The organism is Rhizobium sp. R711 (genome assembly GCF_002211365.1).
Lineage (GTDB): Bacteria > Pseudomonadota > Alphaproteobacteria > Rhizobiales > Rhizobiaceae > Rhizobium.
The window spans coordinates 83335-96013 of record NZ_LOKZ01000006.1; the positions used below are offsets into that span (position 1 = coordinate 83335).

At 60.8% G+C, this 12679-nt stretch carries 14 protein-coding genes and 2 pseudogenes; 10 read left to right on the forward strand and 6 right to left on the reverse strand.

Annotation, left to right across the window (positions count from 1 at the left end; genetic code table 11):
* The first annotated feature begins 11 nt into the window (after positions 1–11).
* A pseudogene (locus ATY80_RS10095) lies at positions 12–862 on the forward strand (metallophosphoesterase).
* Positions 863–1308: 446 nt separating this feature from the next.
* Here the strand turns inward: ATY80_RS10095 and ATY80_RS10105 are convergent.
* Positions 1309–1578: a cyclase gene (locus tag ATY80_RS10105; RefSeq protein ID WP_088692302.1), complete on the reverse strand. Its 270-nt coding sequence runs from the start codon at positions 1576–1578 to the stop codon at positions 1309–1311.
* Positions 1579–1807: 229 nt separating this feature from the next.
* Here ATY80_RS10105 and xth point away from each other — a divergent pair, with 229 nt between their 5' ends.
* On the forward strand, positions 1808–2602 hold the full coding sequence (gene xth, locus ATY80_RS10110; protein WP_088692378.1) for an exodeoxyribonuclease III: 795 nt from the start codon (positions 1808–1810) through the stop codon (positions 2600–2602).
* 519 nt (positions 2603–3121) lie between these two features.
* Here xth and ATY80_RS10120 read toward each other — a convergent pair.
* Positions 3122–3388, reverse strand: a complete 267-nt coding sequence (locus ATY80_RS10120; protein WP_088692304.1) for a DUF2277 domain-containing protein — start codon at positions 3386–3388, stop codon at positions 3122–3124.
* A 242-nt stretch (positions 3389–3630) separates the two neighbouring features.
* Between ATY80_RS10120 and ATY80_RS10125 the strand changes: the two genes are divergently transcribed.
* The gene (locus ATY80_RS10125) at positions 3631–3846 is read left to right on the forward strand and encodes a dodecin (protein ID WP_088692305.1); all 216 of its coding nucleotides are present in this window, start codon (positions 3631–3633) and stop codon (positions 3844–3846) included.
* A gap of 94 nt (positions 3847–3940) precedes the next feature.
* Here ATY80_RS10125 and ATY80_RS10130 read toward each other — a convergent pair.
* Positions 3941–4848, reverse strand: a pseudogene (locus ATY80_RS10130) (AraC family transcriptional regulator).
* 212 nt (positions 4849–5060) lie between these two features.
* Here ATY80_RS10130 and ATY80_RS10135 point away from each other — a divergent pair.
* Complete coding sequence (locus ATY80_RS10135) at positions 5061–5798, forward strand: SDR family oxidoreductase (RefSeq protein ID WP_088692306.1); 738 nt, start codon at positions 5061–5063, stop codon at positions 5796–5798.
* Positions 5799–5851: 53 nt separating this feature from the next.
* Here ATY80_RS10135 and ATY80_RS10140 read toward each other — a convergent pair whose 3' ends face one another.
* Positions 5852–6553, reverse strand: coding sequence for a YafY family protein (locus ATY80_RS10140; RefSeq protein ID WP_088692307.1), 702 nt, complete (start codon positions 6551–6553; stop codon positions 5852–5854).
* A gap of 129 nt (positions 6554–6682) precedes the next feature.
* Here ATY80_RS10140 and ATY80_RS10145 point away from each other — a divergent pair, with 129 nt between their 5' ends.
* The 3 genes from ATY80_RS10145 to ATY80_RS10155 all read left to right on the forward strand — a co-directional run bounded on the left by ATY80_RS10145 (position 6683) and on the right by ATY80_RS10155 (position 8932).
* Positions 6683–7321 carry a LysE family translocator gene (locus ATY80_RS10145; protein WP_088692308.1) on the forward strand — a complete coding sequence of 213 codons (639 nt, stop codon included), beginning with the start codon at positions 6683–6685 and terminating at the stop codon, positions 7319–7321.
* Positions 7322–7467: 146 nt separating this feature from the next.
* Positions 7468–7917: a cytochrome c gene (locus ATY80_RS10150; RefSeq protein ID WP_088692309.1), complete on the forward strand. Its 450-nt coding sequence runs from the start codon at positions 7468–7470 to the stop codon at positions 7915–7917.
* A 97-nt stretch (positions 7918–8014) separates the two neighbouring features.
* A complete protein-coding gene (locus ATY80_RS10155; protein WP_088692310.1) occupies positions 8015–8932 on the forward strand; it encodes a cytochrome c in 918 nt (305 codons plus the stop codon).
* Between the two features lie 24 nt (positions 8933–8956).
* Here ATY80_RS10155 and ATY80_RS10160 read toward each other — a convergent pair whose 3' ends face one another.
* Together ATY80_RS10160 and ATY80_RS10165 are read right to left on the reverse strand one after the other, a co-directional pair.
* Positions 8957–9535, reverse strand: coding sequence for a type 1 glutamine amidotransferase family protein (locus ATY80_RS10160; RefSeq protein WP_088692311.1), 579 nt, complete (start codon positions 9533–9535; stop codon positions 8957–8959).
* 40 nt (positions 9536–9575) lie between these two features.
* Entirely contained in the window at positions 9576–10070 is a 495-nt protein-coding gene (locus tag ATY80_RS10165) for a GNAT family N-acetyltransferase (RefSeq protein ID WP_088692312.1), read from the reverse strand.
* A 313-nt stretch (positions 10071–10383) separates the two neighbouring features.
* On the opposite strand from ATY80_RS10165, the gene dmeR reads away from it, so the two are divergent.
* The 3 genes from dmeR (at position 10384) to bla (ending at position 12630) form a co-directional block, all read left to right on the forward strand.
* A complete protein-coding gene (gene dmeR, locus ATY80_RS10170) occupies positions 10384–10656 on the forward strand; it encodes a Ni(II)/Co(II)-sensing transcriptional repressor DmeR (protein ID WP_088692313.1) in 273 nt (90 codons plus the stop codon).
* Between the two features lie 24 nt (positions 10657–10680).
* The gene (dmeF, locus tag ATY80_RS10175) at positions 10681–11673 is read left to right on the forward strand and encodes a CDF family Co(II)/Ni(II) efflux transporter DmeF (RefSeq protein WP_088692314.1); all 993 of its coding nucleotides are present in this window, start codon (positions 10681–10683) and stop codon (positions 11671–11673) included.
* A 66-nt stretch (positions 11674–11739) separates the two neighbouring features.
* Entirely contained in the window at positions 11740–12630 is an 891-nt protein-coding gene (gene bla / locus ATY80_RS10180; protein ID WP_088692315.1) for a class A beta-lactamase, read from the forward strand.
* The last annotated feature ends 49 nt before the right edge of the window (positions 12631–12679 follow it).

Here is a 12679-nt window from a genome sequence, read left to right on the forward strand (position 1 = left end):
AAAGCATTGCCATGACATCCTTTTCCAATCCTCCCATTCTCCGCTTCGGCGTCGTCGCAGATCCGCAATACGCGGCGCGAGAGCCGCATGCCGTGATGGATCGCATTATGCCAAAAGCCTCGCAAAGCTTTCGGAGGCGATCGAGGTCTTCAACGGCGAGGATTTGAGCTTCGTCATCACGCTCGGCGATATCATCGACCGCGATTTCGACAGCTTCGACGATGTCCTGCCGCTCTACGACAGCCTGAAGCCCGAGAACTTCTTCCTGCTCGGCAATCACGATTATTCCGTCGCAGGCGACCGGTTGGCCGATGTCGCCGGCCGTGTCGGCCTGGCGTCACCCTGCTACAGCTTCGTCAGGCAGGGCTGGCGGTTCATTGTTCTCAATGGCAACGAGGTTAGCACTTTCGCTCCACCGGAGGGCCATCCCTATCGGGAAATCGCCGCTCGCCGGCTCGCCGAGCTGAGGGCTGCCGGCGCCATCAACGCGCAGGACTGGAACGCCATGCCGAGCGACGAACAATTCGCCTGGCTTTCCGACCAGATCAAGGAGGCTGGCGCTGCCGGCGAGGGCGTCATCGTCATGAACCACTACCCGGTCTATCCGCCTAACGAGCACGACAGCTGGGACCGCGAGCGCATGATCGCGCTGCTGACGGCGCACGACCACGTCGCGGCTTATTTCAGCGGCCACAACCACGCGGGCAATTTCGGCACGATCGAGGGATGCCATTTCCTCAATTTCAAGGGCATGGTCGATACCGAGGCCGAGAACACATTCGCGATTGTCGAGATCCGCGCCGACCGCATCGACGTCCGTGGTTTCGGACGCGAGGACAGCCGGACACTGACGCTTCGGTAGGACACATAGGGGCGGAGCTCAAGGCGTCGCCGACAGCTGCTCGCCCTGCCGGGCAGCATCGGCGCGATCCATCGCCGCCAAGAGCCCGTCCTTGGTGTCGTAGCCATGCTGGAAAAGCTCAAAGAGCATCGAGGCCGCCCGGCACGGATCGAGACTGTTCGACCTTGTGTGCATGACACCAGCTGGACAGCGCCTCGAACACGACACCGATGGCGCCCGCAAAATAAATCGTGTCGGATAGATCGGCTATCTGTCATTGCTCCGCAAAGGCAGAATTACGTGACTCCCAAGCGGCCTGCCAAGGGCTAATACCGACCGATGCGTGATTGTACCGCCCGCGGCAAGGCGGGGTTATTAACTAAGACATAGCCGAGCGATCCCATGCAGGGTGTGCTTGCGCCGGGCGCTGCCCGTGTCTCTGCCCTGCCGAAAACGATGCCGTCGTTTCATGCCTTGTTGGTGAGCCACACCGTCGGCGCGCCCAGCACGCCTCCCGTGCGCATCGCCGCCCTCAACTCCTCCAGCTTGCCGAAGGCCTGGGCTGCCTCGACCGTAGCGAAATCGTGGGTGACGGTTACGTCGTTGGGATTGTCGGCGGCTTGATAGACCGCCTCGGCGATAACCCCGTTTGCCTTCTGCACCGGCGCGAACGCGTTGTAGACCTTGCGCCAGGCAGCGTAGTCCGAAACCTCATGCCTTATGAACATTGTCGGCATCTGACTTCTCCCACTTTTCCCGTTTGCATCAGAGACGTTCGGCTCGCCACCGTATCACTGAATGGGGTTTCGCGCGTGGGGAAATATCCGGCCTTGGCGGCGCGGCTGTTGGCCATGATGCCGACCCCGTCGCCACCTCATTCCAGAGCGGTCGCTCCGGACTCTGGATTTTGCCCGCCTGGCTTTCTATTTCCCTCCGATCGAAACTCATCGAAGCGTGCTTCGGCTCTTGAAGATCGCGACCTACAACGTCAACGGCGTGAACGGACGCCTGGAAATCCTCCTTCGCTGGCTGAAGGAGGACAAGCCCGACGTCGTCTGCCTACAGGAACTGAAAACGGAGGATGCCCGGTTTCCACGCAGCGCATTGGAGCGGGCCGGCTACGGCGCGATCTGGCATGGACAGAAGAGCTGGAATGGCGTCGCGATCCTCTCCAGAGGCTCAACGCCTATCCTGACACGACGCGGTCTTCCCTGCGATCCAGATGACACGCATAGCCGCTATATCGAGGCAGCCGTCGACGGCATCCTGATAGGCTGCCTCTATCTTCCGAACGGAAATCCCGCGCCTGGACCGAAGTTCGATTACAAGCTTCGCTGGTTCCGACGGCTCCACGAATATGCCGCCGAACTGCATGACCTCGACATTCCTGCGCTACTGGTTGGCGACTTCAACGTGATGCCGACGGAAATCGATGTCTATAAGCCGGAGCGTTGGCTGGATGACGCCCTCTTTCGGCCGGAAGTCCGCAAGGCCTATGCTGACCTCGTTGCACAGGGCTGGACCGACGCCGTGAGGCATCTGCATCCCAACGAGCGCATCTATACCTTCTGGAAGTACTGGCGAAACTCGTTCGAGCGCGATGCCGGTCTTCGGATCGATCACTTCCTGCTCAGCCCGACGGTCGCCCCATGGCTGAAGTCGGCGAGCGTGCGCAGGAAGCCGAGAAGCTGGGAACACACGAGCGACCACGCTCCTGTCATGATCGAACTCGACATCCCTAGGCGAGAGGACGACGAGTGAAGAGCGGCGGATTCCGGAAGCAGCTGTGGTCGAAGATCGCCAAATTCGGTCGCAGGTCCCACCAACCGTGACGGTAGGTTTTGCGCCAGATCGGGCAAGCGCGTGTACAGATCCTCGGTTTCAGCGTCTTGGCACTATCGCCTTCCACCGATGCGGCGCATATCCACAACGCGGCCATCGCGCTGCCGTATGGCAATCTCGAACCGGCTGCCGCCCCTCCATGCACGATAGATGAAGAAACGACCGCGGCAGTCGATCCGCCTGACGTCCCTAAAGCCGCGGTTACGGAGCAGCCTCTCTCCCTGACTACAGCTAATCCCTCTGCCTCTGTTGAGATTGGTACCAACACTGATGGAGATATGGGTCTGTGCGCGTGCTTCCGTCGGCACGGATATTGATGTGACGGACAGGCCAACAGCCAGCGCTAGTGACAAAAACAATGATGATCTAGGCAAGGCATCCTCCCTTTGGATAACGGGTTCTGAACACGACGCTCGTTTTCCTGCGTGACGGTCTCTCTTACGCGAACCGGGCCGCCGTTCTCGCGCGCGCCTTTGCCGCTACCTCCTCACGATCGCGAGGGGGTTGAGAAGTTTCCAGCGAATCGAGCAGTTCGCGCGCGCATGCTGCGATCGAACCGACCGCGCGCTCGAACGCGACCTCATTGCGCTTCGACGGTTTGGTCGTTCCGCTCACCTTGCGCACGAACTGCAGCGCGGCATCGTGGATCTCCTCGTCCGTCGCTGGCGGATCGAAATTGAAGAGGGGTTTTATATTTCGGCACATGATCTGCTCCCGGTCATCTCTGCCACTCCGAGGGAGGTGACCAGGGCAGAAAGTAGGCGTGGGAGCGCCAATTGCAACCAGCGCAAGGCCGAACGCCGCACGCGGCGAGGCAGGGCGCAGCTTGGTTTGTATCGTTGTCGGCTTTAGTGTTGAAATTCCGCTGGTATCGGGGTCAATTAGGCTCGGTTTCAGGACGGGTGAAACAGTGAACCACAGCCTGCACCAAATAGGAGGAGGATGGGATGAGCGATCACGTTTATAAGAAGGTGGAACTCATTGGGAGTTCGAAGGAGTCAGTCACCGAGGCGATCGAGACCGCCGTCGCGCGAGCCTCGAAGACGATGCGAAATCTCGAATGGTTCGAAGTGGATCAAATCCGAGGTCATATCAAGGATGGCGCGGTAGCGCACTATCAGGTCGTGATGAAGGTCGGATTTCGTATCGACGACACGCCATGAAAAGCTGGGGATGACCGCATCGGGCCGACAATAGTGGCGTTTGCGGGATAGGACAGGAAGATCGCGTGCGCTGCTCGTCTCTGTCGGCATCGGCTCAGGCGGCCGTGACCATCGGCAACTCTTTTCGCTCCATGGTGTCGCGCTTCGGCGGTGTGCCGAACATGCGCGAATTTTCGCGGCTGAACTGTGAAGCGCTTTCATAACCGACCTAATAGGCGGCGGTAGCAACGCTGGCGCCGTCCGACACCATAAGTCGGCGCGCTTCCAGCAATCGCATGTTCTTCTGATACTGCAGCGGCGTCATCGCCGTCATCTGCTTGAAATGCTGATGGAAGGAGGAGGGGCTCATGTGCGCGACGGACGCAAGCTGCTCGATGCGCAACGGTGCCGCAAAGTTCTCGCGCAGCAGATGAATCGCATCGGTCATGCGTCGGGCATGGCTGCCCGGTAGCGCCAGCTTGCTGACCTCGGCCGCATTCGGTCCGTCAGCAGCCAGTAGCAGATCTCGCGCATGATGGCGGGATAGAGTACCGGAATTGCTTTCGGCGTGTCGGCGAGGCGGACAAGCCTCAGCACGCAGTCGGCAAGCACACCATCGAAATTCTGCACGAAAACACCGGCCGCGCCATCGCCGACCGGGCGAGGCGGCTGTTCCATCGCCTCCATCACGTCGCGCAGGATCGTCACGTCGAAATCGATGTTCAAGCCGATATAGGGTTCTTCCTTGCTGGCCTTCGTGATCTGTCCGAGGGCCGGCACCTCGAACGTGACGATCAGCGACTGCATCTCGCCGTACTCCAGGACCCGGTCGCCGACCATGATTTCCTTGGCCCCCTGGACGACGATGCAGATCGTCGGCCGATAGATCATGTGGTTCGGCATGACGGGATAGGTGACGCGCGACACCGAAAGCGAGGGCAACGGGGTCTCGAAGCGTCCGTCGGCGTCACCGGCAGTTCGGTCGATAAAGGTCTGGATTGCTTGCTTCAGGGTATCGAGCATTGCCAGCGTCTCCTCGGTCATTCCTGGGCGGCATCAGAAGATAGGCGCCGCGCCGCGCGGTTCGCAAGCCGCTTGGAGGATTAGGCAAGAAATTCGAGAGTTCCGGCATTCAACAAAAGGCCTTGGCAGGCGTACCGTAGCGGCACGAACTCCCAGTCAAAGGAAGAGATCATGCAAGAGAAACACAAGCAAATTCAGCATCCAAGGTTGCGATTGTCACCGGTGGCAGCCGTGGGCTCGGCCGTAACACGGCGATCAATCTCGCCCGTCGTGGCGTGACCGTCATCTTCACCTACCGAGAAAATCGGGCAGAAGCGGAGGCCGCGGCTTCGGAGATCAAGGCGCTCTGCGCCGAGGCCATTGCCCTGCAGTTGGACACTGGTCGGGTCGCCGATTTTGACGCCTTTGTGGCCAAGGTGAAGTACGCTTTGCAAGGTCTTGGAAGGACTCAATTCGACTACCTCGTCAACAACGCCGGCAGCGGCTATCACGCAACGATTGCCGAAACGACGGAAGAGGCTTTCGACGAGCTCGTCAACGTGCACCTGAAGGGCGTCTTCTTCCTGACGCAGAAGCTCCTGCTGCTGATGGCCGATGGCGGGCGTATCATCAACATCTCGAGCGGTCTTGCTCGTTTCGCAGTGCCCGGCATTTCCGCCTATGCGTCGATGAAAGGGGCGGTCGAGGTCTTCACGCGTTACCTCGCCAAGGAACTCGGCCCGCGCGGCATCACGGCCAATACGGTTGCTCCGGGCGCAATCGCCACCGACTTCAGCGGCGGTATGGTGCGGGACAATCCGACCTACAACAAGATGGTCGCCGATGCGACGGCGCTCGGTCGTGCCGGCGTACCCGACGATATCGGCCCGATGATCGCCTCGCTGCTTTCCGACGATAATCGCTGGGTCAACGGTCAGCGCATCGAGGTGTCCGGTGGCATGCACCTCTGATCCACCAGATCAGGATGATTTTAGGTCGTTCGACCTGAAATCTGAATCCTGATCTAGGCCGTTGCGGCAGCCGGCGGGTTCGTCCATCCGCTCGTCCAGAGTTGCCGCAGCCGGTCGCCGTCGCCTCGGAAATAGGCGTCGGCCGTTTCGCAATGCTCGACACGGTCGCTGCGGAAATTGCGGATCGCCTGGCGTAGCTCGCACCAGGCGACAATGTTTGCGGTCTGCGAGTAATAGATGAGCGCAATCGGCTGAATCCTGCGCTCTGTCGCGCGGCCGAGTTCGTCGCGATAGTCGAGCATCAGCTTCTGTTCGTCGCGGATGGCGCGGCGAACCAAACCAAGATCGAGCCCGACGGGGGATTGCGCCACCGATCCCCAGGCATAAAGCGCTTTTCGCTCCATCGCCTGTCGCAGCGGCGCCGGCACGGAGCCGGCAATCTTCTGATTGACGCCCTTGGCCGCTCGCTTGAGTTCCTCGTCGCCGGTCCGGTCGAGCAGCGCCAGCGACAAGACGATTGCCTCCATTTCCTCGACCGAGAACATCAGCGGCGGTAGGTCGAAGCCCGGCCGCATGATGTAGCCAATGCCGCGGCCGCCCTCGATCGGGACGCGCATCGCCTGCAAGGCCGCGATGTCGCGATAGATCGAGCGCACCGTCACCTCGAGCGTTTCCGCCATGTGAGCTGCCGTCATTGGTTTGCTCGCCACCCGCAGGATCTGGATGATCTCGAAAAGTCGTGAGGCCTTGCGCATTTTTCGCCTCCTTGTGCCTAGGCTCCTGACAATACACTGTCAGTTGGGTCCTCGTATAGCTCTCGCTATCGAATTGAAAATCAACATGGTCTTTGAAATCGACCTTGAATTGGATAGCGGACAACTGACATGACCTACAGCGAAAATCTCTGGCTCTACTTCACGCTTCTCTTCGGCATCATCATCGTGCCGGGCATGGATATGCTGTTCGTGCTCGCCAATTCGCTGACCGGTGGCAGGCGCACGGGCATCGCCGCGACCGCAGGTATCATGGCCGGTGGGGCGGTGCATTCGCTCTATGGCTCGATTGGAGTCGGTGTACTCGCCGTCCTCCTGCCGACCCTGTTCAATCCCCTGCTCTTCGCCGGCGCGGCTTACATGGCCTGGATCGGCTACACGCTGATCCGCAGTTCGATCACCGTCGATGCTGTCGGGGCAGGCGGCTTGCGTTCGGGTTGGAGGGCGTTTCGCCAGGGCGCGGCAACCTGCCTGATGAATCCCAAAGCGTATCTGTTCATGATCGCGGTCTATCCGCAGTTTCTGAAGCCGATCTACGGTCCGATTTGGGCGCAGGGCCTCGTCATGGGTATCATGACGATGGCGACCCAGGCCGCTGTCTACGGCACCCTGGCCCTGACAGCGGCACGGAGCCGTACGATGCTGGTGTCCAATCCGAGGGCGACAATCCTCGTTGGCCGAATTGCCGGAGCGCTCCTCATCGCCGTTTCTATCCTTACCGCATGGCACGGCTGGCGCGCGCCGGCGTAAGGCGCGTGACGCGGTCCAACGGTCTGTCTTTCCTGAAATCTCACCCACTTGTTACTTTTAGAGCAGGAAAAATTTGTAATGATGCCGCCCGTCCAGCGAAGCCGGGCTTAAAGGACCTTGGAATCAAATCAAATAGGAGTGCAGACATGAGAGTGAGAGCTATAACCGCGGCAGTGCTCATCGCCGGTCTGGGGGCGGTAGGTGTTGCCATTGCAGCGGAGGAGGGCACGCACGATGCGCGTTCTGCGCTGATGAAGAAGGTCGGTGGCGCGGCAGGGGCGATGACCGCGATCGCCAAGGGCGAGAAGCCCTATGACGCAGAGGCGGTGAAGGTTGCGCTGACGACGATCTCGGAAACCGCAAAGGTTTTCCCGGATCAGTTCAAGCCTGGCACCGAAACGGGTGATAAGGCAGCAAGCCCGAAGATCTGGGAAGACCACGCGGACTTCAAGGCACGTGCCGACAAGCTTTCAGCCGATGCCGAGAAGGTTCTCGCTCAGCTTCCCGCTGACGCGGCCGGTGTTGGCGGCGCTCTGAAGACGCTTGGCGGCAACTGCGGGGGCTGTCATGAGAAATACCGCATAAAGACGGAATAGCGATCCCGGCATTTCAACCCAACAATCCGCGCCAGTCTTGCCGCTGGAGCGGATCGTTTTATGTTTTCAATAACGTTATCAGCAGCAGGAGCGGCAGATGGTTCGCAGGTTCGTCCGGTTTTTGCTCTGTCTCGTGGGCGTGGTTGTCATCGGCGGAGCGGCCGTCTATTTCATCACCGCGCCGAACGCGCTTCCCGAAAGTCACTGGGCCAATCTTGGCGAACCCGATCTGAAGAACGGTGAGATGGTTTTCTGGACGGGTGGCTGTGTGAGCTGTCATGCGACGCCGGGGTCGGAGGGGGATGCCAAGCTCACGCTCTCAGGCGGCCTGGCGCTGAAGAGCCCTTTCGGCACTTTCCACGTTCCCAATATCTCGCCTGACGAAAAGGCAGGCATCGGGACATGGACGCTGGCGCAGTTCGGCAACGCGATGAAACGTGGCGTCGCGCCAAACGGACAGCACCTCTATCCGTCGTTTCCCTACAACTCATATGCCCGGATGAGCGACAAGGACGTCAACGATCTCTTCGGCTTTCTGAAGACGCTGCCAAAAAGCACCAATGTCTCCCCGTCGCATGAGTTGCCGTTCCCTTACAACATCCGGCTGGCGCTCGGCGGCTGGAAGTTCCTCTATTTCAACGATGAACCACGTGTTGCGCTCGCTGCCGATGTCTACGACAGGATCAAGCGCGGCCAGTATCTCGTCGAAGGCGCCGGCCACTGCGGCGAATGCCACACGCCGCGCGACCGGCTTGGAGGCTTCGAGGCAGGCAAGTGGCTGGCGGGCGCGCCAAATCCGGAAGGCAAGGGCAGGATCCCCAACATCACGCCGGGCGCGAAAACCGTCGGGTCGTGGAGCGAGGAGGATATCGCCAACTATCTCGAAACCGGCTTCACCCCCGACTTTGATTCGGCCGGCGGCTCGATGGCCGACGTGCAACGCAACCTCGCTCACCTGCCGAAACCGGAACTCGAGGCAATCGCAGCCTACCTGAAGGCGGTTCCGAAACAATAGGGGCCAACACCCCGGCAGCGCGGCTCAGGCCGCTTTCGGCTGATGCTCGGCGCCGAACATCAGAACGTACTGGTCGAGTTCGTCGCCCCCGTGCCCGAGCGCGCGGTAGATTTCCGCGGCAAAGGTCATCGGCGCCGATCCTGGCGCCGTTACCAGCTTTCCGACACGCACCGCCTGCGGGCTATCCTTGTAACGCGCGTGGCCAGCATAGCCCGGCGCGCTGGCAATGAAATCGGCGGCATTGCTGGTATGGTCGGTGGCATCAAGCGCGCCCGCACGCGCAAGCGCCAGTGTCGCGCCGCAGATTCCGGCGACGAGTTTGCCGTGCGTGATAAAGTCGTCGATGACAGGTTTCAGATCAGGCGCCTTTTCGGTCTCCCAGATCGTCCCGCCGCAGAGCACAAGGCCGTCGAAGGCATTGGCGTGCAGATTTTCCGCGACGGCATCGGCCGCGACGCGCATGCCGCCCATCGAGCGCACTTCCTCTCCCTCGGGCGTTGCGATCACCACGTCGAAGCCGAAATAGGAGCGTGCGGAGGCCGTCAGTTGGGCGACCTCCCAGTCGGCGAATCCATCGGTGAGGACAATTGCAAGTCGGGTCATTCGTTTCTCCTTGCAGGCTGTCCGGCGCGGCCAATGCCGCTCATGCCAAAGCTTGCATATAGCGCATGCCGGTGACCGGGCGAGGGACGAAGTCCATATTCTCGTAGAAGCGATGGGCCTGCACGTTGCCGGTGGCGGCGCTGACCGAGAGGTAGCCGCAGCCGGCGCTGCGAGCCGTGTCGCGGGCGCGGTTGACGAGATGCTGGCCGACGCCGTGGCCGCGATGTCCGTCACGCACGAAGAGATGATGCAGATCCATGCCGCGCGCGCCGTCCTGCGCCCTGTAGAGCGGCACGAGAATGGCGTAGCCGATCAGGCCCTCATCGCTCTCGGCAACCAGCGCGCTGATCCACGGCACCGGGCCGAACAGATCACGCTCGAGCTGCTCCGGGCTCGAGGCGGATGGATCGCCGTGATGCCTGGCGAGCAGGCCGATCATTTCGCTGAGTTCAGGGAGATCGCGCGGCTTGGCGGCGCGGATATTGATCACCGGCGGGCGGATCAATGAGATTTCGCTGTCTTCGATTTCAACCATGGTCTTCGCGTCCTTGTGTGGTGTTCTGCCGTCAGGACGCTGCCGATACAACAAAGCCGCCTGACGGCGGCTTGTTGACAATATGATCTGTCCGGCCGCCCCTTACAGGTACAGCCAAAAATACGAGCTGGTGATGTGCGTGTTCTTGATCATGCGTCGATAGATCATCCAGAACGTGCCGTTTGTCAATGGGGTTTGCGCGTGGGCGCCCGGAAGCGCACGGCGTCTGTCGACACGGCCGCTGTCCACCGAGGGGACTTTTCATCATCAGGTCATTGTTATAGGGTACCCCCCTATACTAAATGGATATGTCATGTCCCACACCACACACCAGAAGAAAAAGCTGATGGCCCGCGTAAGCCGCCTGAAAGGCCAGATGGAGGCCGTCGAGCGCGCCTTGGATGTAGAGCGGCCCTGCGGAGAGATTTTACAGCTGCTTGCCTCGATCCGCGGCGCCCTGAACGGCCTGACGGGCGAGGTGCTGGACGACCATCTGCACGAGCATGTCCTGCGTGCCGCCGATGAGAGGGCCCGGGCGGAAGCCGTCGAGGAAATATCCGAAGTTCTGCGAACCTATATTCGCTAAGACAACCGACATGAGGAGCGTACGATGAGCGTACAGACCGAAACACTTGAACATAGCCACGTATTCCTGGGCGCCGATCATGACCGCAACGCCCGCCGTGTCTGGTTCGTCATTGCGCTGACCGCCGTCATGATGGTGGTCGAAATCGGCGCCGGAACTTACTATGGCTCCATGGCGCTGGTCGCCGATGGTTGGCACATGTCGACCCATGCGAGCGCGCTGCTGATCTCGGCGGTTGCCTACCTCTATGCCCGTCGGCAGGCGCATAATCCTCGCTTCACCTTCGGCACCGGCAAGCTTGGCGACCTCGCGGGCTTTACCAGCGCCATCATCCTGATGTTGATCGCCTTGCTGATGGCCTGGGAGAGCTTCCTGCGCATCACCCATCCAGTGCCGATCAGCTTTGCGCAGGCGATCGGCGTCGCCGTCGTCGGTCTGCTGGTCAACCTGGCGAGCGCCTGGCTCCTGAAAGATGACCATGCCCATCATGGCCACAGCCACGGCCATTCCCATCATCACGAGCACCATCATCACCACGACCACGGCGATCATGCCCATCATGGCGATCACGCTCATTCAGCACATGCCTCCGACAACAACATGCGCGCCGCCTACGTCCATGTCATCGCGGATGCGCTGACCTCTGTGCTGGCCATCGCGGCACTGCTCTTTGGCAGTATCTATGGCTGGCTCTGGCTCGATCCGCTGATGGGCATCGTCGGTGGCCTCATCATTGCGCAATGGTCCTGGGGTCTCATGAAGTCGTCTGGCCGCGTGCTGCTTGATGTCGTGCCGCAGGAAGCGGATCTGCAGGACGAGATTCGTTCGGCGCTGGAAACGAGTGGCGAGCGGATCACCGATCTTCACGTCTGGCAGGTCGGACCCGGCCATCACGCCGCGATTGTCGCTCTGGTGACGCCGCAGCCGGAAAGCCCGGCTTTCTACAAGGCGAAGCTCGAACCCGTTACCGGCCTCTCGCACGTCACCGTCGAGGTCACGCAGTCGGCAGCGGCCTGACGCGACGCATCCGGGCCACAATCAGGCTCTAGCCCTGTGTCCATTGATTCAGGCAGAGGAATTTTCATGCGTGGCTTTTCGATCCGCCGCCGAACCCTTCTCGGTTCGGCACTGCTTTCCCCCGCCTTGCTTCTGCCGCGCGTTGCATGGTCGGAGGACAGCGATGATGAAATCAATCGGCGGATGGATGCGCTCGAAAAAGCCATCGGCGGTCGCATCGGTGTGTCGGCCATCGACACTGACACCAACATTTCTTTCGGCTATCGCGAGACTGAGCGCTTTCCCCTCTGCAGCACATTCAAGGTCTTAGCCGCCGGCTTGGTGCTGGCGCGTGTCGACAAGGGGCAGGAGACTCTCGAGCGGCGCGTCGTCTACGAAAAGGACAAGCTCGTCACCTACTCGCCGGAAACGGAAAAGCACGTCGGCGGCGAGGGCATGAGCCTCAGTGAACTCTGCCAGGCGGCGATCACCCTTAGCGACGATACGGCCGGGAACCTGCTGCTGGAAAGCTTCGGCGGACCGGCTGAGCTGACCAAATGGTTGCGCACGCTGGGCGATCGTTCGACGCGGCTCGACCGCTGGGAGACGGCGCTCAACGAAGCCAAGGACGGCGATCCGCAGGATACGACCACTCCCGATGCGATGGTCGACACGCTCGGCAACCTGACACAGGGCTCCGCCCTGTCGGAACCGTCGCGCGACAAGCTGATAGAGTGGATGGTGGCGAACACGACAGGCGGCGCTCGCCTGCGCGCAGGCCTGCCGGATACCTGGAAGATCGGCGACAAGACCGGCACCGCCAACAATGGCAGCGCTGCCGATATTGCTGTCATCTGGCCGCCTGGTCACGGAGCGATCCTGGTCGCGGCTTACGTGACGCAGGCCAAAGCGCCGGTGTCCGAGATCAACCCGGTCTTTGCCGAAGTCGGCAAGATCGTGGCCGACATGGTCGGATAGGGCTTTCCTGTCAAAGGGATGCGACGGAAATGTGAAACTCCGTCGCATC

What these genes read in the sequence shown, in the direction of transcription:
- bla (WP_088692315.1), top strand. Translation starts at nt 11,740, where the DNA reads ATGCGTGGCTTTTCGATCCGCCGCCGAACCCTTCTCGGTTCGGCACTG.
- dmeF (WP_088692314.1), top strand. Translation starts at nt 10,681, where the DNA reads ATGAGCGTACAGACCGAAACACTTGAACATAGCCACGTATTCCTGGGC.
- ATY80_RS10165 (WP_088692312.1), bottom strand. Translation starts at nt 10,070, where the DNA reads ATGGTTGAAATCGAAGACAGCGAAATCTCATTGATCCGCCCGCCGGTG.
- ATY80_RS10120 (WP_088692304.1), bottom strand. Translation starts at nt 3,388, where the DNA reads ATGTGCCGAAATATAAAACCCCTCTTCAATTTCGATCCGCCAGCGACG.
- ATY80_RS10105 (WP_088692302.1), bottom strand. Translation starts at nt 1,578, where the DNA reads ATGCCGACAATGTTCATAAGGCATGAGGTTTCGGACTACGCTGCCTGG.
- ATY80_RS10155 (WP_088692310.1), top strand. Translation starts at nt 8,015, where the DNA reads ATGGTTCGCAGGTTCGTCCGGTTTTTGCTCTGTCTCGTGGGCGTGGTT.
- ATY80_RS10160 (WP_088692311.1), bottom strand. Translation starts at nt 9,535, where the DNA reads ATGACCCGACTTGCAATTGTCCTCACCGATGGATTCGCCGACTGGGAG.
- ATY80_RS10145 (WP_088692308.1), top strand. Translation starts at nt 6,683, where the DNA reads ATGACCTACAGCGAAAATCTCTGGCTCTACTTCACGCTTCTCTTCGGC.
- ATY80_RS10150 (WP_088692309.1), top strand. Translation starts at nt 7,468, where the DNA reads ATGAGAGTGAGAGCTATAACCGCGGCAGTGCTCATCGCCGGTCTGGGG.
- dmeR (WP_088692313.1), top strand. Translation starts at nt 10,384, where the DNA reads ATGTCCCACACCACACACCAGAAGAAAAAGCTGATGGCCCGCGTAAGC.
- ATY80_RS10140 (WP_088692307.1), bottom strand. Translation starts at nt 6,553, where the DNA reads ATGCGCAAGGCCTCACGACTTTTCGAGATCATCCAGATCCTGCGGGTG.
- ATY80_RS10125 (WP_088692305.1), top strand. Translation starts at nt 3,631, where the DNA reads ATGAGCGATCACGTTTATAAGAAGGTGGAACTCATTGGGAGTTCGAAG.